General features: G+C 57.9%; 20 protein-coding genes, 1 tRNA gene and 1 pseudogene. 11 read left to right on the top strand and 11 right to left on the bottom strand.

Annotation, left to right across the window (positions count from 1 at the left end; genetic code table 11):
* Positions 1 to 51: 51 nt before the first annotated feature.
* From glmU to A6F49_RS10125, 6 genes and pseudogenes are all read right to left on the bottom strand, one after another.
* Positions 52 to 1,512: a bifunctional UDP-N-acetylglucosamine diphosphorylase/glucosamine-1-phosphate N-acetyltransferase GlmU gene (glmU, locus tag A6F49_RS10150; RefSeq protein ID WP_043056793.1), complete on the bottom strand. Its 1,461-nt coding sequence runs from the start codon at positions 1,510 to 1,512 to the stop codon at positions 52 to 54.
* A gap of 47 nt (positions 1,513 to 1,559) precedes the next feature.
* Positions 1,560 to 1,631 (bottom strand) — tRNA-Gln (locus A6F49_RS10145).
* Positions 1,632 to 1,729: 98 nt separating this feature from the next.
* Complete coding sequence (locus A6F49_RS10140; protein ID WP_043056792.1) at positions 1,730 to 2,164, bottom strand: Rho termination factor N-terminal domain-containing protein; 435 nt, start codon at positions 2,162 to 2,164, stop codon at positions 1,730 to 1,732.
* Between the two features lie 128 nt (positions 2,165 to 2,292).
* The gene (locus tag A6F49_RS10135) at positions 2,293 to 2,814 is read right to left on the bottom strand and encodes a type 1 glutamine amidotransferase domain-containing protein (protein ID WP_043056791.1); all 522 of its coding nucleotides are present in this window, start codon (positions 2,812 to 2,814) and stop codon (positions 2,293 to 2,295) included.
* Between the two features lie 29 nt (positions 2,815 to 2,843).
* A pseudogene (locus A6F49_RS10130) lies at positions 2,844 to 3,463 on the bottom strand (DNA-3-methyladenine glycosylase I).
* Positions 3,444 to 3,986, bottom strand: a complete 543-nt coding sequence (locus tag A6F49_RS10125) for a methylated-DNA--[protein]-cysteine S-methyltransferase (protein WP_043056790.1) — start codon at positions 3,984 to 3,986, stop codon at positions 3,444 to 3,446. Before A6F49_RS10125 ends, A6F49_RS10130 begins: the two are co-directional and overlap by 20 nt.
* Positions 3,987 to 4,178: 192 nt before the next feature.
* On the opposite strand from A6F49_RS10125, the gene A6F49_RS10120 reads away from it, so the two are divergent.
* The 7 genes from A6F49_RS10120 to acs all read left to right on the top strand — a co-directional run bounded on the left by A6F49_RS10120 (position 4,179) and on the right by acs (position 12,577).
* A complete protein-coding gene (locus tag A6F49_RS10120; RefSeq protein ID WP_052504665.1) occupies positions 4,179 to 5,039 on the top strand; it encodes an NUDIX hydrolase in 861 nt (286 codons plus the stop codon).
* Between the two features lie 36 nt (positions 5,040 to 5,075).
* Entirely contained in the window at positions 5,076 to 6,389 is a 1,314-nt protein-coding gene (gene nadA, locus A6F49_RS10115; RefSeq protein ID WP_082911723.1) for a quinolinate synthase NadA, read from the top strand.
* Positions 6,386 to 7,990 (top strand): L-aspartate oxidase, encoded by a 1,605-nt coding sequence (locus A6F49_RS10110; protein WP_043056789.1) that lies wholly within the window; start codon positions 6,386 to 6,388, stop codon positions 7,988 to 7,990. The genes nadA and A6F49_RS10110 overlap by 4 nt, the downstream gene beginning before the upstream one ends.
* Entirely contained in the window at positions 7,977 to 8,831 is an 855-nt protein-coding gene (gene nadC / locus A6F49_RS10105) for a carboxylating nicotinate-nucleotide diphosphorylase (protein WP_043056788.1), read from the top strand. Before A6F49_RS10110 ends, nadC begins: the two co-directional genes overlap by 14 nt.
* Positions 8,831 to 9,988, top strand: coding sequence for a cysteine desulfurase family protein (locus A6F49_RS10100; RefSeq protein WP_043056787.1), 1,158 nt, complete (start codon positions 8,831 to 8,833; stop codon positions 9,986 to 9,988). Before nadC ends, A6F49_RS10100 begins: the two co-directional genes overlap by 1 nt.
* 5 nt (positions 9,989 to 9,993) lie before the next feature.
* The gene (locus A6F49_RS10095; RefSeq protein WP_082911722.1) at positions 9,994 to 10,392 is read left to right on the top strand and encodes a hypothetical protein; all 399 of its coding nucleotides are present in this window, start codon (positions 9,994 to 9,996) and stop codon (positions 10,390 to 10,392) included.
* Positions 10,393 to 10,618: 226 nt separating this feature from the next.
* Positions 10,619 to 12,577: an acetate--CoA ligase gene (acs, locus tag A6F49_RS10090; RefSeq protein ID WP_201120288.1), complete on the top strand. Its 1,959-nt coding sequence runs from the start codon at positions 10,619 to 10,621 to the stop codon at positions 12,575 to 12,577.
* Here acs and A6F49_RS10085 read toward each other — a convergent pair.
* Genes A6F49_RS10085 through A6F49_RS10070 form a run of 4 tightly spaced genes read right to left on the bottom strand, consistent with a single transcriptional unit; the run spans position 12,574 to position 15,195 of the window.
* Entirely contained in the window at positions 12,574 to 13,542 is a 969-nt protein-coding gene (locus A6F49_RS10085; protein WP_043056785.1) for an arsenic resistance protein, read from the bottom strand. The genes acs and A6F49_RS10085 overlap by 4 nt on opposite strands.
* 13 nt (positions 13,543 to 13,555) lie before the next feature.
* Complete coding sequence (locus A6F49_RS10080) at positions 13,556 to 13,870, bottom strand: DMT family transporter (RefSeq protein WP_043056784.1); 315 nt, start codon at positions 13,868 to 13,870, stop codon at positions 13,556 to 13,558.
* A complete protein-coding gene (locus tag A6F49_RS10075) occupies positions 13,867 to 14,217 on the bottom strand; it encodes a DMT family transporter (RefSeq protein WP_043056783.1) in 351 nt (116 codons plus the stop codon). The genes A6F49_RS10080 and A6F49_RS10075 overlap by 4 nt, the downstream gene beginning before the upstream one ends.
* 42 nt (positions 14,218 to 14,259) lie before the next feature.
* Complete coding sequence (locus A6F49_RS10070; protein ID WP_043056782.1) at positions 14,260 to 15,195, bottom strand: DMT family transporter; 936 nt, start codon at positions 15,193 to 15,195, stop codon at positions 14,260 to 14,262.
* 161 nt (positions 15,196 to 15,356) lie between these two features.
* Here A6F49_RS10070 and A6F49_RS10065 point away from each other — a divergent pair, with 161 nt between their 5' ends.
* Together A6F49_RS10065 and A6F49_RS10060 are read left to right on the top strand one after the other, a co-directional pair.
* Positions 15,357 to 15,956, top strand: a complete 600-nt coding sequence (locus A6F49_RS10065) for a hypothetical protein (protein WP_052504664.1) — start codon at positions 15,357 to 15,359, stop codon at positions 15,954 to 15,956.
* Positions 15,957 to 16,035: 79 nt separating this feature from the next.
* Positions 16,036 to 16,956, top strand: coding sequence for a DNA-formamidopyrimidine glycosylase family protein (locus A6F49_RS10060; protein WP_043056781.1), 921 nt, complete (start codon positions 16,036 to 16,038; stop codon positions 16,954 to 16,956).
* 17 nt (positions 16,957 to 16,973) lie between these two features.
* Here the strand turns inward: A6F49_RS10060 and A6F49_RS10055 are convergent, their stop codons facing one another.
* Positions 16,974 to 19,226 (bottom strand): MMPL family transporter, encoded by a 2,253-nt coding sequence (locus A6F49_RS10055; protein WP_043056845.1) that lies wholly within the window; start codon positions 19,224 to 19,226, stop codon positions 16,974 to 16,976.
* Between the two features lie 420 nt (positions 19,227 to 19,646).
* Here A6F49_RS10055 and A6F49_RS10050 point away from each other — a divergent pair, with 420 nt between their 5' ends.
* On the top strand, positions 19,647 to 20,222 hold the full coding sequence (locus tag A6F49_RS10050; RefSeq protein ID WP_043056780.1) for a MarR family winged helix-turn-helix transcriptional regulator: 576 nt from the start codon (positions 19,647 to 19,649) through the stop codon (positions 20,220 to 20,222).
* A gap of 28 nt (positions 20,223 to 20,250) precedes the next feature.
* A complete protein-coding gene (locus A6F49_RS10045) occupies positions 20,251 to 21,399 on the top strand; it encodes a threonine synthase (protein WP_043056779.1) in 1,149 nt (382 codons plus the stop codon).
* Positions 21,400 to 21,498: the final 99 nt, after the last annotated feature.

Below are 21,498 nucleotides of genomic sequence, written 5' to 3'. Positions count from 1 at the left end.
TTGTTCTAACTGTAGACCGTCCTACAGTACTCCAACAGTCTGTTGGAAAACTTATGATTTGTCGCGTGCTTTCTGAGCAGCTTCGGCTGCAGCAGAGCCGGCACGACGTTCGAGAACCCAGTCTTCGATAATGCGCTGGTCCACAGCATTCATTGTCAGGGCACCAGGCGGCACGTTCTTCCGCACGACTGCACCGGCGGCGGTGTATGCACCATCGCCGATCTCGACAGGAGCGGTGAACACGGTATTGGATCCGGTGCGAACTTCAGCGCCGATTGTGGTGCGGTGCTTGTTGACGCCGTCGTAGTTGGCAGTGATGTTGCCACATCCGATATTGGTGTTTTCGCCGATGTCAGCGTCGCCGGCATAGCCCAGATGCGAGAGTTTTGCACCGCGGCCGATGTTGACGTTCTTGGTCTCGTAGAAGGCACCGATTTTGCCGTGTTCGCCCAGGACCGTGCCGGGACGAATGTAGGTGAATGGTCCAACGTTGGAACCTGGTCCGATAATCGCCTGGGTGGCTACGGTCCGACGGACGGTCGAGTTTTCGCCGACTTGAACGTCGTTGAGCGTGGTGTCGGGACCAATGGTGGCACCATTGGCAATGGTGGTTGTGCCATGCAGCTGGGTGTTGGGTTTAATCGTGACATCTTGGGCCAGTTCCACATCAACATCAATCCAGGTCGTGGACGGATCGACGATGGTGACCCCGGAGCGCATCCAGCGTTCTGCGACGCGTCGGTTCAATTCAGCACCGAGTGTCGCTAACTGAACACGATCGTTGACGCCTTCGACTTCCATCAAATCATCTGTCACATATGCGGCAACGCGGCCGCCTGCTTCGCGGGCCAGGCCCAGTACGTCGGTGAGATATTTTTCGCCTTGGACGTTATCCGTGGTCACCTGTGCCAGGCTTTGACTCAGGACTTCACCGTCGAAGGCATAGATTCCGGAGTTGATTTCGCTGATATCCACCAGTGTGCTGTCGCCGGTTTCTTCGGCGACTTTCAACGCGTCTTTGTGTTCGACGATCTGTGTCACCAGGCCACTGTCGTCGCGCACAATCCGGCCGTAGCCAGTGGCATCAGGAACATTGGCGCTTAATACAGTTACTGCGTTTCCGGCATTCTGGTGTTCGGTAACTAACGCTGTGAGTGTTTCAGGGGTCAAAAGTGGCACATCGCCGTATGTTACAACGACGGTCCCGCTGACTGAGCCGATCGCTTCCAGGCCCTGTTCGACGGCGCGTCCGGTGCCTGGGATCTCGTCTTGATCGGCAATGACCAGATCGGAATTGTGAGCCAGCAGGTGCTCGACGACGCGTTCGCGTTCATGGCGCACAACGGCGACGAGATGTTCTGGTTTGAGACTGACAGCCGCATCCAGCGCATGACCAACCAAGGAACGACCACCAATGGAGTGGAGCACTTTGGGAAGCGAGGATTTCATTCGAGTGCCGGCGCCTGCGGCCAGCACGATAACAGCCGCGGGAGAAGAAGAATTCAAGGAAATCTCACCTTTGATCGTAAGACACTATTTTCTCAACCGCGATGCGGCAGTTCCGCCCCTAGGATTCGAACCTAGACCACACAGCTCCAAAGGCTGGCGTGCTGCCATTACACCAGGGCGGATCACTGATTGATCATCAGCACCTGAAACATTGTGCCACATTTGGCTACAAATTCCGAATTCGACCGCGTTGAGTGACAAAACGTTGTCACCAAACCGGTTATTGGCCAGAGACCTCGGAGACTCCAGCGTCACGCAGGGATTCAACGAGCTCTGCTTTGCGCATGTTCGACCGTCCGGGGATGTCGTGTTGCTTTGCCAGCTCGTAGAGTTCCTCGACGGTACGCGCTTCTAGCGCCATGCCCACGGCTGGTTCTGACTGCTCTTCAATGTCATGTCCGGCGACGTCATGGGTGATTGCCGATGTCGTGACGGCTTCTTCCAAATCTGCGTCGTCGAGGTTATCGCCCGAGGCGAGTTCTTCTGGAATTTGGGTGTCGGCGGGGAGTTGCCCCCAAAGATTCTCATGCTTGCGATCTTTGCGAATCATATTTGCCGCATAGGTTCCAAGAATGACGCCGGCAACGGCGAGCGCGGCGAGCCCGAAGAGTTTGCCGACCCGAGATGAACGTTTGGACTGCTCAGATGAAGTCATGTCTCCATTATGACGCATCAGCTCACAACGGTGGCAGCACGTGCCTGACGGCTGGTGTTACCTGGAAAGAAAATTGCGGTGCAAACAAAAAATTTCGCTCGCACCGCAATATCGCTTTTTGTTGCTGATTATTCAGTCAGTTTATTGACGATGGCCTCGTTGAAGGCCGGCAGGTCCTTCGGGGTACGGGAGGTGATGAGATTGCCGTCCACCACGAGTTCTTCGTCGGACCAGTGTGCACCGGCATTGCGCAGATCGGTTTGCAGGCTTGGGTAACTGGTCATATTACGGCCTTGGGCGACGTCTGCTTCAGCTAGCATCCAGGCCGCGTGACAGATCGATGCAACCGTTTTATTTGCATCAAAGAATGCCTTGGTGAATTTCACGGCATCTTTATTCATCCGCAGCTGGTCAGCGTTTTTCGTTCCTCCGGGAAGAACGAGTGCATCGAACTCGTCAGCGTTGGCGTCCGCAACGTTGAGGTCTACTTTTTGAGAGTGGTCCTTACCGGATACCTCGTCAGACTCCGGCGAGACCAGGACGGCTCGTCCACCGTTTTCGACCACGGTGTCCCACGGTGAATACAATTCAGAAGGCTCATAACCGTTGGTGACCAGAAATGCTACGCGACGTCCTTGTAGGTCGCTCATGAATTCACTCCTATCGATTGGGTGTCTGCTTAACCGTAACGAGCTTCAGGAGTGTTTGAAAGGTCGGGCGGTTCGCGGAACGGGAAGGTGTTCACGACCCCAACCGCTTCCATCATGGCGAAGACCGTCGTGGGACCAACGAAGCGAAAGCCAAGGCGTTTCAACTCCTTGGCCAGTGCCACAGATTCTTCCGACTGGCTGGGTGGTTGCCTTCCGCATCAAGGACCGGGTCTTCTTGCTGCTGGTAGGACCAGATGAGTTTGGCAAGCCCACCTGCGTCTCGAAGATTGATGGTTGCCTGAGCGTTGTTGATGACGGCCAGGATTTTTTGACTGTTGCGAACAATGCCTGCATCCGCCATGAGTCGCTCGATATCTTCGTCGTCGTATCGTGCGACAACACCTGGGTCGAAGTCATGAAACGCTTGGCGGAAGGCAGGGCGTTTCTTCAGAATGGTCAGCCAGGATAGTCCTGCTTGAAAACCTTCTAAGCTGAGTCGTTCAAACAGGCCCTGTTCATCACGAACCGGCTGTCCCCACTCGGTATCAAAATAATCTTGGAGCAAAGGATGCGATACTGCCCAGCGGGGCCGGACGATACCGCCTTCCTCAATAATGACGTTGACGTATTCAGGGTGTTGGCGGCTCAGGATTCTCACCTGCTTCTAGTGCTAGTACATAGTGTTTGGCCCGTGGGGTGCCATTGAACTCTCCGAGTGTGCCGTCTGATCTGACCACGCGGTGGCAGGGCTGTAACAGGGGCAGCGGGTTTCTGGCACAGGCACTACCGACCGCGCGGGCAGCACCGGGTTTTTTCAGCTCGGTAGCAAGTTGTCCGTAAGTGCGTGTTTGACCGCAGGCAATGGTGACCAGATGCTGTTGCACTCGGGTCATAAATCGGTCGGTGGTGTTCCTGTGGATGGGCACATCAAAGCTCTGACGTGTGCCAGCGAAATATTCATTGAGTTGCTCGGCTGCAAACGCCAGAGCGTCATCGTCATATTCGACTGACAGCCCAAATCTGGTGCGGAGTTGTTCTAGGACGCGCTCAAAATTCTGATTCTTAAAGGCCACTTGCACAATGTCCTGATCGATGGGCGCCACCAGAAGCGGTCCGATCGGAGACGGCACAAATGCATATCGAATGGTCGTTGCGGGGATGGTTTCTGGCATTGCGTGTCACCTCATTTACATGCTGTTAGCAAGTATGCACGCATTCGACGCGACCTCCGTGAATGCGTGCGCTGTCTGTGGATAACACCGAAAACTTGGTTGACAATTCCCTGAGAGACACCTCATACTTACTTAAAGTCAATGTGACCTTAAGTCGTTCTGGTCAGTTTCTAATCGCAATGAGGTACCTGTGTGGTGAATCTTTCGGCGCCAAGCGCTTCCGAGCGCCGGTTCATGCCACCGGCAGTCGCTGTGTCGACGGTCGCGTTTGCACTGCATCCACCGGTGGATGCCAATATTGCCGACCCGAGTTCTGGTGAGGTGATCTCCACCTGGGGTGAATACGCTGGCCGCGAGGGTGCGCGCGAAGAAAACCTGACCACTCTGTGGATTCCATTAGTGCGACGGACTCGTCCGCCCTTCGAGGCGCGTTGGGCACTGCCCGGTGGTCCTCTTCCCTGGGATGAAGATCTCGACCAGACGGCGGCACGCACCCTGCATGAGGCTGTGTTGCGTTCCCCCGGGTACCTCGAACAGCTCTATACCTTCGGCGCGACGACTCGGTCGGCTACCGCCCAGCGCCTGGTGACGGTGGCCTATTGGGGACTCTATGGACAACCTGATCTCCGTGTCCCACCGACAACCGAATCATTACGTGATGTGGCCGGTGACGTCGCCTCGGCAACCCAAGATGCGGTCACGGAATTCTCTCAGGCGCTGATCGCCACAGCCGATGCCAACGTCGCCTGGTTTTCCATCGACCGCCTACCGAATCTGGCGTTTGATCACACCGACATCGTCGATTATGCGGTGTGGCGACTACGTCAGCGCACCGCATATTCCATGGTCGCCCACCGATTCTTAGGCGAAGAATTCACTCTGGCCCAGATGCGTCGCGTGCATGAAGCCATTCTTGGCGAACAGATCGATCCAGCAAATTTCCGACGCGACATGTTAGCCCAGGGACAACTGGTAGATACCGGCCGGGTAGAACAAGGCACCCCGCACCGGCCTGCCAGACTGTACCGATTCAAAGACCAACCCGAACAGTAATACCCCACGAACACTGTCTTTCCTTCAAGGAGTCTCATGACGAGCGTAGCTAATCTCATTGCCTCAGCAGCCGGTGCCGAACAGCGCAACCGCACCGCATTAGGCGACACCATTGCCGTTGGTGTTCCCGCGGACATCACCACCACGTGCGACAGTCAGTTGACCACCGAGCCCTGGCACATTGACCGCCAACAGGGTTACGGTCCTGGAGCATCAACCGACGACGTCGCCCCGCCCACGACCCCGCACCAGGGTCCGATTCCACCCGAGTACACGCAGGCCTCCGAATCTGAACTTGATGCACGCATCACCGCGGCCAAAGCCACGCTTGGGGATCGCCTAAAAATCCTGGGGCACTTTTATCAGCGCGATGAGATCGTCAAATACGCTGATTTTGTGGGCGACTCATTCATGCTGGCCCAAGCGGCCAAAGACCATCCGGAAGCTGAAGCATTCGTATTCTGTGGTGTCCACTTCATGGCAGAAACCGCCGATATTCTGTCGCAAAATCACCAGTCGGTGATCCTGCCAAACCTGGCGGCCGGTTGTTCCATGGCCGATATGGCCACGATTGACCAAGTCGAAGAGGCCTGGGAACAACTCACCACCGTGCTTGGAACCTCAGACGACGACCAGGCCGAGCTCATCCCGGTGACGTATATGAACTCTTCTGCTGCGATCAAGGCGTTCTGTGGTCGCAACGGAGGCATTGTGTGCACCTCATCAAATGCCGCCACCGTGTTGGAATGGGCTTTTGAACGCGGCAAGCGCGTCATCTTCTTCCCCGATCAGCACCTGGGACGAAACACCGCTAAGGCAATGGGCATGACCGAAGAGCAGATGCCGCTGTGGCGCCCCTATTTGCCCCTGGGTGGCAATACCCAACAGCAACTCATCGATGCCAAAGTCATTTTGTGGAATGGGTTTTGTTCGGTACACAAACGCTTCACCGTCGCCCAGATCAACAAAGCGCGTGCTGACTTTGACAACGTTCAGGTCATTGTGCACCCGGAATGCCCGGCCCCGGTGGTCGAAGCCGCTGACGGCGTCGGCTCCACCGAATACATCCGCAAAGCCATCGAAGCCGGCAAACCCGGTGATGTCTTTGCCGTGGGCACCGAAATCAACCTGGTCAACCGCTTGCAAGCCCAACACCCAGAGATGACCATCTTCTGCCTGGATCCGGTAGTGTGTCCGTGCTCAACGATGTACCGCATCCATCCGGCCTATCTGGCCTGGGTATTAGAAGCACTCGTTGCCGGTCAGATCCCGAACCAGATTTCGGTTGAGCCGACGGTGGCGGCCGATGCCGAGGTCGCACTGGAACGCATGTTGGCGGCTCGGCCGTGATCGTCGTTGTTGGCGCAGGCGTCGCCAGTCTGACGGCGGTCAATCGCCTGGTCAAAGCCGGCGCCGACGTCACCCTGGTAACCGCCGGACGGTTTGGCCATGATGCCATCTCAGCGGGAAACACCGCCCTGGCCCAAGGTGGCATTGCCGCAGCCCTGGGTGCCGATGACACGCCAGCACTGCATGCCGCCGACACCATACGGGCCGGCGCCGGTTTGGTGGATCCACTAATCGCTCAGTTCGTGGCAACCGAGGGCGCACAGCGGATGCGTGACCTGCTGGAGGCCGGCTTTGCCGCCGACCGGAATGCCGATGGCACCTTAGCTTTCGGTCTCGAGGCTGCCCACAGCACATCACGCGTGGTGCACGCCGGTGAAGATAGTACCGGTGCTGCCCTGTCGAGGTTTTTGACCGCGCAGGTCCAACACCATATTGATGCCGGTGCGGTGCAGTTGGTGGAACAAGCCAGCCTGCAGCACATTCATACTGCGGCGAACCACGTCTGCGGTCTCACCGTGCGCCTTCCCGGTGGTTCTACACGGCTTGGCGCCGAGGCGATGATTCTGGCAACCGGAGGATTCGCCGGCCTGTATTCCAACACGTCCTCCTCAGCAGCAATCACCGGCCACGGTGTGCTGGCTGCTGCCCGTGCCGGGGCGGTATTAGCCGATATGGAATTTGTACAATTCCATCCCACCGTTATTCCGGGGACCGGTCAGCTGATCTCCGAAGCGGTTCGCGGTGCCGGCGCCGTGCTGCGGGATCCCACCGGCAAGCGCTTCATGCCGGCAGCGCATCCAGATGCCGAACTGGCACCCCGCGACGTCGTCTCCCGAGCCAGTGCCCAAGTCATGCGACACGTTGGTACGTCGTCGGTGTGGCTGGATGCCACGGTGATCGAACAGCGCCACGGGCCTGGCACCCTGGCCCGACGTTTTCCAGTGCTCACCCAAGCACTGACGGTCCTAGGGATTGACTGGAGTTGCGAGCAGGTGCCAGTGGCCCCAGCGGCGCACTATTGTATGGGCGGGGTGGCTACGGATACTGCGGGCCGAACGTCAGTGGCCGGTCTATATGCTGCCGGTGAGGTAGCGTCAACGGGTTTCCACGGCGCCAATCGCCTGGCCTCAAATTCACTGTTAGAAGGGCTCGTGTTCGGTACTCGTGCCGCCGGCGCCGCCTGCGCCGACACTGCCAGCGCTCGTTGGCAGCCCGATGCAGGGTTCAGCAAACTGGTCGCAACCGCTACCGAGGTTGCAGGAGCCACGACACCGCGCATCGATTCGCCACAGCAGCTGCGCAAGCTGCAACAGGTAGTCGATACTCACCTTGGGATTACCCGCACCGAAGCTGATCTGAACGCAGCGTTGAGGCAGCTTGAAACGATTCGCCACCCAATGGGTGATCTCGTGCGGGTCATGGCAACCGCCGCCCTACGACGCACCGAATCCCGCGGCGGACACTGGCGCGCCGACTTCCCAGCCCAAGACCCCACCCGGGCGTGTCGAACCGCCTGGCGCCTGACCACTGCGCCGTCTGAATCCGATGATCAGACACAAACCACACGGACCAAGGAGACCCCTGTTCATGTTGACGCCTAAACTCATCAGCGATGCGGTAGCCCGTGCGCTCGCCGAGGATACCCCGTGGGGTGATGCCACCGTGGCCGCCTCCATCCCAGCCAGCATGCCATTTCACGCCCAGCTCGTTGCTCGCGAACCTGGGGTCTTTGCTGGCGGTGCGGTGCTGGTTGAGACCTTCCGCCAGGTGGACGCAAACATTATGGTGACCGATCTGCTCGACGACGGCACCAGCTTTACCACCGGCACCGTACTGGCCTCGGTCTCCGGCCCGGCCGCAGGCATTTTGACCGCCGAACGCGTGGCTTTGAACTTCACTCAGCGCCTCAGTGGCATCGCGACATTGACCTCGCTATTCGTCAACCAGGTTGCCACGGTTGCAGCTCAGGCTCGTATCGCCGATACCCGCAAAACCACCCCCGGGCTGCGAGCGCTGGAAAAACACGCTGTGGTCGCCGGGGGCGGAGTGAATCACCGGTTTAGTCTCTCGGATGCGATCATGCTCAAAGACAATCACCTGGCAGCCTTGGGCGCCACCCACGGCGAGGGGCTCACCGCCGCGATCTGTACGGTCAAAGCCTCCGTGGGGCATACAACACCGATCATTGTCGAAGTCGATGAACTGGCCCAGATCCAACCGGTGCTCGCGGCGGGGGTCACCGGGATTTTGCTCGACAATTTTTCCCTGGAGGATCTCCGTGCTGGCGTGGAATACATTGCGGGGCGCTGCATCGCCGAGGCCTCGGGTGGAGTGAATCTTGATACGGTGGCAGCAATTGCTGAAACTGGCGTGGATATTATTTCCGTTGGGGCCCTCACCCACGGTGCTACCGCGCTTGATCTTGGATTGGATGCTGTCTGATGTTCTACCTCGATGCCGCCGCTACTGCCCCGTTGCGGCCCGAAGCCAGGCACGCCATGCTGGCGGTGTTAGAGCGCGGACCTGGCAACGCTTCTTCGGTGCACACGCCGGGGAAAACGGCCAAGGCGACCCTGATGCATGCCCGCCAACAAGTTGCCCAAGCGTTTGGGGCACGCGCAGCGGAAGTCGTGTTTACCGCCGGGGGCACCGAGGCCAATAACTTGGCGCTCAAGGGTATTGCGACCGCCACCCCGCGCGGCAAACACATTGTCACCACGGCCATCGAACACTCTTCCATTCGAAAATCATGTGAGTTCCTGGCTCGCGTTGGTGGTTTTGAGATCACCGAAATCGGGGTGGACTCAATGGGTCGCGTGGATCAAGCCGCTGCCATCGCAGCAATCCGCCCTGACACCACGCTGGTCTCCATCGGCCTGGCCAACGGTGAGATCGGCACGGTGCAATCCATTGACCGGATCGCCCAGGCTGCCCGAGCCGTCGGTGCCGTTATGCATACCGACGCCGTCCAAGCCGCAGCCTGCCTGCCCGTGAGTTTCGCAGCCGACCAATGGCCCGGCTCCGCCGTCGATGCGATGTCCGTGGCCTCACATAAATTCGGTGGCCCCCAGGGCGCCGGGGCGCTGATGATTCGCAGCGGCATTGCATTTGAGCCCCTGTTACACGGAGGCGGGCAGGAATCCGGGCACCGGGCCGGCACCGAGAACCTGGCAGCGATCGCCGGCTTTGGTGCAGCTGTAGCTGCGGTCATGCCAACCGCTGGTACCCGCGCCCAAGCGATGATGGCTCAGCGCGATGAGTTTGTTCAGCGCATCACCCAGGCGATTCCCGGAGCCAAGCTCACTGGCCATCCCACTGAACGCACCCCACATCACGCATCGTTCGTCATCGAGGGCTTCTCCGGTGAATCCATGCTGGTCGACCTGGACGTAGCCGGCATTGCTGCCTCCTCCGGTTCGGCCTGTTCGGCAGGGAAGAAAGAGCCCTCCGGCATCCTATTGGCCATGGGCTATGACCCGGATGTGGCGGTCACCGCGCTGCGCTTTACCTTCCCGGATCCACTCGATGACGACGCCTTCGAACAGCTCGTGAAAACCACGCTGCGGGTTCTTGGCCAGCACGCTGCTACGGCCCGGTGACGACGATGCGTCGGCTACAGCACCAAGGCCTCCTCCGCGGCACAGTGTTGCTCGCCGCGGTGCTGGGTCTGGCGCTGTCCGGGTGCAGTAGCCCCGATCACCCGGTCACGTCCCCAATCAATAACGACCCAGGCGCCACGCAACCGGGACAACCCAAGGACGAGATACCCCGCGATGATCTGACGCAAGAACGCGTCGTGGTCTGGGACACCGCCGAAGTCATCGGCGAAACGAAAGTTCGTGTCGCTTTTTGGGCCGGCACGCACCGGTGCTTCGGTTCGCGCTACGAGGTGGCAGAAACCAACCAAGAGATCGCCATCACCGTCATCGAAGGCACATTGCCCGACGCCCCACAAGCCTGTACCGAAGAGGCCCGACTCGCCACCCTGGTCGTGAATACCTGACAGCCCGTCGGCGAACGCCGCATTATGCCGCTACCCGACCCACAACTTGACCCCTGACGGGAACGAAAAAGCTCACCGGCCCTTGTGGCACCGTCGAAACCACACGTAGGGTACTAATCAGCACTACCTCACCGTTGCACACGTCTCGTGGAGTACCCAATAACCCCCACCCAGCCGCTGACTGCAGTGGCAATGTGCTCCTCGGGACCGCAGTCTCAAGGAGCAGATGATGGCCGAAAACCCCACGATCCGCGAACTCAGCCACGAAGACCGCAGCTTTGATCCACCCGGCGAATTTGCGGCCCAAGCCAATGCCACCGCCAAGCTCTACGACCAGGCCGATGCCGACCGGTTGGGCTTCTGGGCAGACCAGGCCCAGCGCATCAGCTGGGACACCGCATTCGATGACGTCTTAGATTGGTCGGATGCCCCGTTTGCCAAATGGTTTACCGGCGGCAAACTCAATGCGGCATATAACTGCGTGGACCGCCACGTCGAAGCCGGCATGGGCGACCGGGTCGCCTACTATTTCGAGGGTGAAGGCGGCGACACCCGCACCATTACCTATCACGATCTGCTGCGCGAAGTTTCCAAAGCCGCCAACGCGCTGATTGAACTGGGCGTAAAAACCGGCGACCGCGTGGCCATCTACATGCCCATGCTTCCCGAAACCGTGTTTGCAATGCTGGCCTGCGCCCGAATCGGAGCACCACACACCGTGATTTTCGGTGGTTTTTCGGATAAGGCCATTGCCGACCGGGTGCGCGACTGCGGGGTGGAAGTGGTCATCACCTCCGACGGCGGCTACCGCCGGGGCAAAACCAATGCGCTGAAAGCCACGGTGGATAAGGCTCTAGAAGACATCCCCGAAGTCCACACCGTACTGGTGGTCAAACGCACCGGCCAGGAGATTGACTGGCACAACGATCGCGACCAGTGGTGGCACGACGTCGTCGATAAACAATCCGAGACGCACGAACCAGAATTTTTTGACGCCGAACACCCGCTGTACATCATGTACTCCTCGGGCACCACAGGCAAACCCAAGGGCATTATGCACACCACGGGCGGGTACATGGTCGGGGTGGCCTATACCCACTGGGCGGTGTTTGATATTAAACCCGAGACCGATATTTACTGGACGGCCGCCGACATCGGCTGGGTCACCGGGCACTCCTATATTGTCTATGGGCCACTGGCCAATGCCACCACCTCGGTGCTGTATGAGGGTACCCCGGATACTCCGCACCGGGGTCGCTGGTGGGAGATCGTGCAAAAATACGGAGTGACCATCCTGTACTGTGCCCCCACCAGTATTCGCACGTTTATGCGTTGGGGCCGTGATATCCCGGCCGAATATGATTTGTCCTCGCTTCGGCTGCTGGGCAGTGTGGGCGAACCGATCAACCCCGAAGCCTGGATGTGGTACCGCGAGCACATCGGTCAGAATACGTGCCCGATTGTTGATACGTGGTGGCAGACCGAAAACGGGCACATTCTCATTAGTGCCCTGCCCGGGGTCACCGCAACCAAACCCGGGGCCGCAATGCGTGCCCTACCCGGGATCACCGCCGATATTTATGATGAGGCCGGCAACTCGGTAGAGCCCGGCAACGGCGGGTATCTGGTGATTACCGAACCCTGGCCGGGCATGCTGCGCACGCTATGGGGTGATGAAGAGCGCTATAAGAACACCTATTGGTCGCAGTATCCGGGTGTGTATTTTGCCGGCGACGGCGCGAAATACGATCAAGACGGCGATATTTGGGTGCTGGGACGCGTCGATGACGTGCTCAATGTTTCCGGGCACCGGATGTCCACCGCTGAAATTGAATCTGCTCTGGTGGCCCACGCAATGGTGGCAGAGGCCGCCGTGGTGGGTGCCCAGGATGAAACCACCGGTCAGGCCATTGAGGCGTTTGTGATTCTGCGAGAAAGCGCCAAGGAACATAACCACGTCGTGGGGATGTTGCGTGATCATGTGCGGGCGGCGATCGGGCCGATCGCCACGCCGCGCTCAATCACCGTGGTGTCTGACTTGCCCAAGACACGCTCGGGTAAGATCATGCGGCGCCTGCTCAAAGATTTGGCCGAGGATCGGGAAATTGGTGACACCACCACCCTGGCCGATGCTTCGGTGATGGACACCATCCAGCAGCAGGTTCGCGCAGCTCGCGGTAGCTAACGCGCTGGCAACGGTATGAGCCTTGGGATGAGCCGGATGCAGACCACCATGATGCATAACTCCACGAGAGTTTGCGTGACAACGACCAGCGGGGTCAGCGCGTAGTCACCGGGCAGGGCCAAGACGATTGGCAGAACAACCAAAGAATTCCTGGTGACTCCGCTGAACACCAGCGCACGTTGCTGCGGTACCTGCATCTTGGTTCTCCGGGCCACACCCCAGCCGATGAGTATCATCAGCGCCACGAACAGGACAAAAACCGGAATACTCAACAACAAGTCCAAGACCCGCTCGTGTACCGCAGAGATTTGCGATGCAACCACGATGGCCAAAGTTAATACCATGAGCGGCACCATCACAGCCGTACCGCCAGATTCGACCCTCCCTACCCATACCCACCTTTTAGCGGCCAGTTGAGTGACAGCAGCGACGACCAGTGGAACAAGAATGATCCAAATAAACGCCTGGAGCAATGGTCCAACGATCCCGACGCCGAAGAATTGATCGCCGAGAAACAACCAGAGATACACCGGTAGCAAGAGCACCTGAACAACCACGAGCACGGGTGCTGCAGCCAGCAAGCTTTTGGCATCGCCCCCGGCCAATTGTGCAAACACAATGACGTAGTCAATACACGGAGTCAGCAGAACAATTAACACACCCAAAAGGACCACGTGGTCGTGGGCCACGAGGCGTGAGACCAGAAAAACCACGACGGGAACGAGCAAAAAATTCAGCACGAATGTTGTGCCCAAAAATGGTGGGATTGCGGCGGCGGCTTTGAAGTTGCTGATCGGGATGCCCACGAAGGTGACGTACAGCAGCAAGCCCAGTGCCGGATAGATCAGCGTTTCGGCCATCGAAGCAGCAGCGGAAAAGGCTAACCCGAAGATCGCGCCTGCTGCAATACCACCCAGATACAGCCACACTTGGTGGCGTTCAAAGCACGTAATCAATGAGTGCATCTCCCTGGTACCCCTAACCGAGTTCGACCAGTAGCACCCCGGCCATGATCAAGACCAGACCAAAGATCATGCGCGGGGTCAGGGGTTCTTTCCAGATGATGCGCGCCAGCAGGGCGATCAGTGCAACGCCAACGGCAGACCAGATGCCATACGCAATGGCCACCGGCATGCCGTATGAGATCGTGACCGCAAGGAAAAAGAACGCTAGTGCGTAGAACACGGCCAGCGGAAGGATCCAGATTTTCTTCCGAAAGCCATCTGAAGCACGCAAGCTCAGGGTTGCGATGATCTCGGAAACGATGGACAACGATAAAAACAGCCAACTCATGAATCCAACACCTCGGCTGCACTTGGATCACGTTGCCCGGTTTGGACGATGAACACCCCGGCCATGATCGTGACAATACCGATGATCGCGATAAAACTCAGGGTTTCTCCGAACAGAATGGCGCCCAGCACCGCGACCAGCGCGACCCCGGCGGCAGCCCAGATCCCATATGCGATACCTATGGGGATGCCTCGCCCCAATGCAAGCCCCAATAAGGTGAAGGCAATAACGTAGCCGATGACGACCCCGATTGCGAAGATGGGTTGATCGACGGCTGCCCGCAAGCACATGGTGCCAAGAACCTCGGCAACAATAGCCCCGAGAAGTAACAGCCAGCTTTTGAGCATGTGGGGGTCCCCAACTTTCGCGATGAATCCAGGATTACTCTATCAATCGCGGTTGACCAGCGCGGGGCGGGCTGACATGTTGTTTCGTTGCCTCGGCTGTGGGCTAAACGCCAGGATGAGCAGCACAAATCCAAAGATACTCAGTCCTACCCAACCGGTGACCGTGAGCCGTTCACCAACGATCACCACCGCCAACACCGTGGCCACGGCTGGTTCAATCAGCGTCAGGGTCGTCGCCGAACTCGCCGGAATCTTCGACAGGCCAAATCCGAAGGCTACATAACCTAAGAACATCGGCACCAGCGCCATATAAGTGCCCACCGCAAATGCCTCGGGTGTGGCCAGCAACGGTGCGCCGGTGATCAGCAGCACCGGCACCAGGCTTGCTCCGCCCAGACCAAATACCGAACCCATCGCAGCGGCTCGGCCAACGCCGTCGAGCATTAATCGCTGCACAACCCAGGAATACAGCGCATAGGCCGCTGCCGCAACCAGGCCTAACCCGATACCCAATGCAGTAGCATCGCCACCGGCCACATCATCACGTTGGGTAGAAACAATTAACAAGATACTGCCGGTGACACCCAGCAAAGCTGCCAGATACCACCAGTTGCCCAGACGACGGCGATCAACCACCCGTTCCAAAATACCGGATGCCAACGGTGCTGACGCCAATGAAATGACCGTGCCGATGGCGACACCGGCCAAATGCATTGACGAATAAAACGCCAGCGGATACACAAAGACAGCTGCCGCACCCGTTGCTACGAGTTTCCAATGCGCTTGCAGATGCAGCCTAGAGCGGCGCAACGCGGGGACGGCCACGAGGGCTTGTAGTAGTCCGCCGATGCCAAGTGCCGCAGCGCCGACCGCTAGGGGCCCGACGTCGGGAGCAAACGTTGCCGCCGTGCCGGTGGTCCCCCACAAAAACGCCGCAATAAGTACGGCGGTCATACCCCACAAACGATCACGATTCACTGGCTCTCTCCCATCATCAGGAAGATACCACAGGCTTGCCACTATCTATGCTGACCTCGCGATATCTATCAATCCGCGAGGCCAGCCTGTATGTTAGCTGTGAGATGTCTGATAAATCCCTCTCAGAAATCGCTCACGCTCACCTTTGAAAGACACACACCATGACATTGACCCCTGGCCCACCCCCGCCGCGACCGCAATCGTCCGGCAAGATGCAATCCGCCAAGAAGCCTCGCACATGGCCCTGGATCGTTGGCATTGTCGCAGCACTTGGTATTGGTGGAGCGGTCGGTTACGGCAGCACACCGGAACCTGAAGTCATCACTACAGAAGTTGAAATCGAAGTTGAACCTGCGGATATGGACGAGCGCCGGGCCATACTTGATGAACGCGAAGAAGAGCTTGAACAGCGCAGCAGCGAGTTGGATGAACGCAGTGGCGAACTGGATACTCGAGATGAAGAGCTGCAGACCTTGGCATCTGAACTTGATGAACGCGACGAAGCGCTCACTGCCACCGAAACGGAAATCGAAGAAAATACTATTCCGGGTTCGGGCGTCTATCTCGTAGGCGAAGACATCAAACCGGGTACCTACCGGTCAGACGGTGGTCGGTGCTACTGGGCGCGCCTATCGGGGACCAGCGGCGAATTTGAACACATCATCGCCAATGACAATGTCGAAGGCACTGCCTACGTCACCATTGCGACATCAGACGTGGCATTTGAAACCTCGCGCTGCGGAGAATGGACACTGCAATAACATCGTGGCTCCATGGCACCGGATGGATCGCTAAGATTTATCCCAAACGCCCCCGAGCGATGGACAGGAACGGTGCCCTATGCCCGAAGGTGATTCCCTCGTCCGGTTAGCCCATCGGCTCCGGCCGGTCATGCAAGACCAGGTCATCCAACGTAGTGACTTTCGTGTTCCACACTTGGCGACGGTGGATTTAGCAGGCTGGTTCGTAGTGGATATCCGAACCGATGCGAAATACCTCTCAGTCACGATTGCCGCGGATGCGAACAGGACCGATGGATCCCAGCACCTCGTGATCGTGTCGCATTTGGGAATGGACGGCGCTTGGCACATTGATACCCGACCGTCGTATCGGACGCGCTGCATTTTAGCATTTGAGGAACATACCGTCGTGGGCAACAGCTTGGCCAAGCTAGAAATGTTTTCACCAGAAGAAGCCAGGCAGTACCTGGCATTCCTTGGTCCAGATCTGCTGGATGAAGCCTGGAATGATCCAACACAGTATGACCACCTGGTAACGCAGTCGTTACACAACTTTCGCGCAGCCCAAGACCAACCCATCGCTACTGCCCTGTTGGACCAACGGCTGGTGTCGGGCATTGGCAATATTTATCGGTGCGAAGTGTTGCTATTAGCCGGGATCAATCCGCATCGTCGCGTCAGTGAGCTCAGTAACGAACAACTTATAGGACTGGTGCTGTTGGCAAGAGAGCTTATGGGCATCAATGTGCCACCGCGAGCGCCCAAGAGAGCCCGACGGCGCACCGTGGATGTTCGCCCCGATGAACACGCCCCCTTTGGAGTTCGTGTCGCCACAGCGGTGGAACAGGCACGGGCGCAGACCGATCGTCGTCGTGCTCGTAATGATCCGAATTTCTGGGTCTACGGGCGTGAACGTCAAGGATGTTTAAGGTGTGGCGGCCCCGTCCGGCTGGAAAAACTCGGTCCCAGTGCAGATACAGAACGGGATCTGTACTGGTGCCCGAATTGCCAGCGTGGTTAGGGCCGCAGGAATCGTTGTTACTGGGCTTCTACGCGTTGCTGGTGTTTTCCAGGTTTGCGACTGAGTTTGGATGGCCACCAGATAGCACGACCGATGTCGTAGGTCAGCGCGGGGACAAGCAGCGAGCGGACGATAAAGGTATCGAGCAGCACGCCGAAGGCAACAATAAAGGCCAGCTGCACTAAGAACAGAATCGGGATAACCGACAGGGCCGCAAACGTTGCTGCCAGGACCACACCCGCCGAGGTAATAACGCCACCGGTGACGGTCAGGCCACGCAGCACACCTTCGCGGGTGCCATGTTTCAGTGATTCCTCTCGGACGCGGGTCATCAAAAAGATGTTGTAATCAATACCCAGCGCGACCAAGAAGACGAATCCGTACAGTGGCACGGCCGGATCAGCGCCGGGGAAGTCGAACAGGTGGTTGAAGACCAAGGCCGAGACGCCCATGGCGGTACCAAATGAGATCACCGTGGTGGCAATCAGCAACGCGGGCGCCAGAATGGAGCGCAACAAAATCATCAAGATCACAAAAATGACCGCCAAAATAATTGGGATGATTAGGTTGCGGTCGTGAATCGACGCATCGATAGTGTCCACATCGGTCGCCGTAACGCCACCAACCATCGCGCTCGGAGCGGCGTCGGCGAAATCAGCACGCAGATCACGCACCGTCTGGGATGCTTCGGTGGAATCGGCAGGCACTGACATGGTACCTTGCAGCAACACGTTACCCTCAACCACAGTTGGCTCAGGTGCCGGGGTTCCGGGTGGGCCGAAGGCTTGGATACCGTCTGCGGTCACCGATGCGGTGCCACTTGGTGAGTCTTGGCTGGTGATGGAGACATCTTCAATGACTGGATGCTCCAGCATCACATTTGCGACGTCGTCGAGTTCGTCCTCGCTCGCAATGATTTGAACCGGGCTGCCGGATCCGCCTGGGAAGTGCTCGCCGAGGGCTAGTTGTCCATCCCGAGCTTCGGAAGCACCCAGCACGAGTTCTGATTGGGCCACACCGTCGGCCTTGAGCTGCGGAACGAAGGCAGCACCGGCAAGCAAGACCAGGGTGGTGACAATCCAAATGACGCGCGGGCGCTTCTGGACCCTCCGAGCGATCTTCGGCCAAATGCCTTGTAATGGAATACCGTGTTCGGCGGCGACCGTTTCTGGATCGTATTTAATGCGTTTGGGCCAGAATGCTGCCCGACCGAAGGCAAACAGGATGGCCGGTAGCAGAGTCAAAGCAGACAGCATGGCAAAGACAATGCCGATCGAGGCTACCGGGCCTAAGGTACTGTTGGATTTCAAGTCACTGAGCAGCAACATCAACAAACCTGCGATGACGGTACTGCCGGATGCCAGGATAGGTTCCACCGCACCTTTGATGGCTCCCCAGATTGCCGACCATTTATCCTCGTGGATCCGCAGTTCTTCACGATAGCGGGCGACCAGCAACAGCGAGTAGTCGGTGGCAGCACCAATCACCAGAATAAAGAGAATGCCTTGAGTCTGGCCACTGAGCAGGATGATTTCCCATTTGGCCAGCCACCAGACCGTCAGTAGCGCGGCACACAACGCAAACATACTCGTTGACAGCACCGCGATCGGCAACAAGAACGATCGGTAGACAATGATCAAAATGATGAACACGGCAATCAGTGCCACGCCCAGCAATAGGCCATCGATACCAGCGAAGGCTTCACCGAGATCGGCACTGAAGCCCGCTGGGCCGGTGACATAGACGGTCACACCATCTGGAGCCTCGGCTCGGAGTTCGTCACCGAGTGTGGCAACGACATCACCAATGTCGGCGTCGGAATTGATCGGCACAAAAGCCTGCACCGCAAGGCCATCATCTGAGGGGATAGGCGGCGAGACCTCGTCTTCGATGTTGGCAAGTTCTGGAACACCTGCCAGCTGGTCGCCAATCTGTCCTAACTGTTCTTCGGTCAGTTCCTCATCGGCAACGAAGAGCACCACCGCTGGGATGCCGTCGGAGTCTGTGAATTCATCTTGCAGTTCCTGGACCTGTGTCGCATCAGCCGATTCGGGCAGGTAGGTGGTCTGATCGTTGGAGGAGACCTCATTGACTTTCCCGAAATATGGGCCGCCAATGCCTGCTGCCGTGAGCCAGATCAGAATCAACACGGCAGGCAAGAAAATGCGTAACCACTTTGGAACCCTACGGTGTGGTCGGTTTGCCTGCCCGTTGGGAGGTTCAGGGTCGTCCTGCCGAGAGTTGACGGCAGTGGTCGAGTCGTGGTGCATGCGGATGTCCATTCGACGAGGTGGGTGGTTGGATTTCAAAACTTGCATGTTGTGCACGCCCAGCGACGTAGCTGGCGAGCGGTTCAAGGCTGATCTAACCGCTCGCTCCTACGCGCAAGCGTCCATGTTGTTGCTACGGGTCGAACGCAGTGTGGTTGTTCAACGAGACATGCCACAGGCAAGCTATAGGGTCAATCTCTCGGAAAGTCAGCTCGTGTTCGTCTCGTTGTTTTTGCCGTGTGGTATGCCAAACTGCCGTAGGCTTGGCAACGCGAGGCCACAATACAGGGCGAGCCGACCGGAGTTCTATTGCTCCCATTGGTGCCTCCGCCGTAGCAGTCAAGTAGTTAGTTGAGATATATTACTAGCTAATCTAGCAATTAATTTTGGTCGAGCAAAGAATGGGAGCAATATTTCCTCATGGTCGAAAAATCTGAGGACCCAACGCAGGGTGTATCAAATCTTTATGCACTGGATGCCTCTGACCCAAATGCTCGACTGATTGACCGCACAGGCCATTCAGCCGCCGACATCGAGCACATCGGTGAACTCATGGCCGCTCTAGCGCAGCTGCGAGAAGCAGAACAACGGCTTACCGAAGCGTCCCAGCGCTACATGAAGCTTGGATCAACCGATATGAAAGCGCTGCATTTTCTCATCGTCTCCCAGAACACTGGCACCATCGCCACGCCGGGTGCCATCGCCGTGCATCTGGATATTTCAACCGCTTCCACGACCAAGCTCTTGGATCGCCTCGAAGCTGCCGGCCATATCATCCGCGCACCGCATCCGCATGATCGACGAGCTCTGGCCATCTCGATTACCCACGAAACTTATGAAGCCGCTGTTGAAACCGTTGGACGACAACAGGCCAAACGTTTCCATGCCGCTGCTCGACTCACACATGACGAACGTGACGTGGTCATACGGTTTTTGCAGGAGATGACCCAGGAAATCACGGTTCACGAAGATCAGTGGAATCCCCCAGAACCTTAACAAGGCAATCAAAGCCTAGGATGAGGCCATGGCTGTATATCGTGATCCCGTTGACGGCAGTTCGTATGATCTTGATCAACCTCGGTGGCGATCTGACGCAGGTCGGCCACTATGGATCGAACCAGGTAGCGGCCTGACACCGGCAGACCTCAACCATTCGGCCGACTCCATTTGGCGCTATCAGGCCGCACTGCCACTAGCCATCAGCAAGCCCATCTCCATCGGTGAAGGCAAAACACCGCTTGTAGCGCATGAATGGCATACTGCTCAGCATCCCTTCTTCAAACTGGACTACCTGAACCCGACCGGTAGCTTCAAGGATCGCGGCACCAGTGTCATGCTGTCGTATTTACGTGACCGAGGGATCACATCCGTGGTGGAAGATAGTTCCGGCAATGGAGGTGCCTCGGTGGCAGGATACGGCGCGGCCGGGGGTTTGAGCGTGAAGATCCTTGCGCCTGCGTCGACCTCTCCGGGCAAGATTGCCCAGGTTCATGCCTTTGGCGCTGAAGTGCAACTGGTCGAGGGCCCTCGGGAAGCATCTCAGGATGAGGCCATTCGTCAAGCCAACAACGACGTGTTTTATGCTAGCCACAATTGGCAAGCTTTCTTTCTTCAGGGAACAAAGACTTTGGCTTACGAGCTTTGGGAGGACCTGGGGTTTCAGGCACCGGATCAAGTCATTGTTCCAGTCGGGGCTGGCAGCAGCTTGTTGGGATGTTGGCTTGGTTTCAGTGAATTACTCGCAGCCCAACAGATCGAGCAGATGCCGCAACTTTTCGCCGCGCAACCTCTGAATTGTTCACCAGTTGACGCGAGCTTCACCGCAAATACGACCCAGCCGGTGCAACGCGAAATACGAGCAACTATTGCTGAAGGCACGTCTATCGCACGTCCGCTGCGCCTAGCCCAGATGGTTGAAGCACTTCGCGACACCAGCGGCGGATCGGTGGCGATCACCGAATCAGAGATCGTCGAAGCACTACAGCAGTTGTGCCGTCGCGGTCTGTTCGTAGAGCCCACCAGTGCTCTTGCCGCGGCTGCCTACACGAAACTGGTTGACCAGGGCACCATCCGCGGCTCGGACCAAACGGTCATACTTTTAAGCGGATCAGGCTTGAAATCAGCGTCCACGATTGCCAGCTTGCTGGCTTCTAGTGGTCATCGAGACATCTGAGACCTTGCCCGAGGTTCCACCAGCAGTGTTACGCTGACATCATCATTGGTGAAGCCCCGTCCATGCCGAGTGATTTACCCCAGCATCGAAAGGACTCGC

It is taken from the genome of Enteractinococcus helveticum (genome assembly GCF_001657475.1).
In the GTDB taxonomy this organism is placed as follows: Bacteria; Actinomycetota; Actinomycetes; order Actinomycetales; family Micrococcaceae; genus Yaniella; species Yaniella helvetica.
Note: the sequence above shows the minus strand (reverse complement) of the source record. Positions and strands in the feature narration are given on the sequence as shown.

Coding starts and splice junctions, on each gene's coding strand:
- A6F49_RS10140 (WP_043056792.1), bottom strand. CDS start 2,164: ATGACTTCATCTGAGCAGTCCAAACGTTCATCTCGGGTCGGCAAACTC.
- A6F49_RS10135 (WP_043056791.1), bottom strand. CDS start 2,814: ATGAGCGACCTACAAGGACGTCGCGTAGCATTTCTGGTCACCAACGGT.
- A6F49_RS10125 (WP_043056790.1), bottom strand. CDS start 3,986: ATGCCAGAAACCATCCCCGCAACGACCATTCGATATGCATTTGTGCCG.
- nadA (WP_082911723.1), top strand. CDS start 5,076: ATGACGAGCGTAGCTAATCTCATTGCCTCAGCAGCCGGTGCCGAACAG.
- nadC (WP_043056788.1), top strand. CDS start 7,977: ATGTTGACGCCTAAACTCATCAGCGATGCGGTAGCCCGTGCGCTCGCC.
- A6F49_RS10100 (WP_043056787.1), top strand. CDS start 8,831: ATGTTCTACCTCGATGCCGCCGCTACTGCCCCGTTGCGGCCCGAAGCC.
- A6F49_RS10095 (WP_082911722.1), top strand. CDS start 9,994: ATGCGTCGGCTACAGCACCAAGGCCTCCTCCGCGGCACAGTGTTGCTC.
- acs (WP_201120288.1), top strand. CDS start 10,619: ATGATGGCCGAAAACCCCACGATCCGCGAACTCAGCCACGAAGACCGC.
- A6F49_RS10085 (WP_043056785.1), bottom strand. CDS start 13,542: ATGCACTCATTGATTACGTGCTTTGAACGCCACCAAGTGTGGCTGTAT.
- A6F49_RS10080 (WP_043056784.1), bottom strand. CDS start 13,870: ATGAGTTGGCTGTTTTTATCGTTGTCCATCGTTTCCGAGATCATCGCA.
- A6F49_RS10075 (WP_043056783.1), bottom strand. CDS start 14,217: ATGCTCAAAAGCTGGCTGTTACTTCTCGGGGCTATTGTTGCCGAGGTT.
- A6F49_RS10065 (WP_052504664.1), top strand. CDS start 15,357: ATGACATTGACCCCTGGCCCACCCCCGCCGCGACCGCAATCGTCCGGC.
- A6F49_RS10060 (WP_043056781.1), top strand. CDS start 16,036: ATGCCCGAAGGTGATTCCCTCGTCCGGTTAGCCCATCGGCTCCGGCCG.
- A6F49_RS10055 (WP_043056845.1), bottom strand. CDS start 19,226: ATGCACCACGACTCGACCACTGCCGTCAACTCTCGGCAGGACGACCCT.
- A6F49_RS10050 (WP_043056780.1), top strand. CDS start 19,647: ATGGTCGAAAAATCTGAGGACCCAACGCAGGGTGTATCAAATCTTTAT.
- A6F49_RS10045 (WP_043056779.1), top strand. CDS start 20,251: ATGGCTGTATATCGTGATCCCGTTGACGGCAGTTCGTATGATCTTGAT.